The organism is Oleiphilus sp. HI0125 (assembly GCF_001635355.1).
On the sequence record NZ_LWGF01001236.1, the window covers coordinates 1 to 868 of the forward strand.

Here is an 868-nt window from a genome sequence, read left to right on the forward strand (position 1 = left end):
GCTGGGCAATTAAAAATGGACAGTATGATGACCTTGAAGGCCCTGGCCATAGCATCTTGTTTGATGATGATGAGCATATGATTCCTGGTCCAGACGACAAGCCAAAACAACAAAGCAAGGCACCTCAACACAACCAAGAAAAGGACGTATAGCCATCGAATATACCATCCTGCTAAGTGCATTCTTGCTTGGACTATTAGGTTCAGGCCATTGCCTTGGGATGTGCGGTGGACTCGCGTCTGCGCTTGGGCTCAATACCCCCCAGCATAATTATGTTTATAGCTATAATCTCGGACGATTAAGCTCATATACCTTCGCTGGCTTACTAGTCGGTGCGCTAGGATTTTGGTTCTCTGAATATCTCGGTGCACTGATGCTTTTGCGTATTGCGGCAGCGATCATGCTGATCCTAATGGGCTTATATCTAACTGGATGGCTCAATGCTCTACTTTTTACTGAGAAGCTTGGTGCCATTTTATGGCAAAAACTTAGACCGATTGGCAGTCGATTTTTACGGCCTCAGTCTCATAGGGCAGCGATAGCGCTTGGCGCTGTATGGGGCTGGCTACCATGCGGATTGGTATATTCTGGACTGATTTACGCGAGCACCCAAGGAACGCTCTCTGGCTCAGCAATGACAATGCTTGCATTTGGTTTAGGGACCTTACCTAGCATGCTAGGCGTCTCGGTAGCAGGCCAACGGTTATCTGCGATTTTAAATAGTCAGTGGTTTAGAAAAAGTGCTGGCATGACTCTTATCTGCTTCGGCGCCTGGTCGTTAGTTTCTAGTTTTTAAGATCATGGCTGATAAATTTCGATGACCTGTACGATGCTTTCATCTTGACTCGGGTTCGAGGAAGAAATCGTT

General features: G+C 46.7%; 2 protein-coding genes. Both read left to right on the forward strand.

Translation table 11 applies throughout. From position 1 onward, the window contains the following. Positions 1-8: 8 nt before the first annotated feature. Positions 9-152, forward strand: coding sequence for a cbb3-type cytochrome oxidase assembly protein (locus A3762_RS21555; protein WP_082869285.1), 144 nt, complete (start codon positions 9-11; stop codon positions 150-152). Positions 153-184: 32 nt separating this feature from the next. Then, on the forward strand, positions 185-796 hold the full coding sequence (locus tag A3762_RS21560) for a sulfite exporter TauE/SafE family protein (RefSeq protein WP_197469398.1): 612 nt from the start codon (positions 185-187) through the stop codon (positions 794-796). Positions 797-868 lie beyond the last annotated feature (72 nt).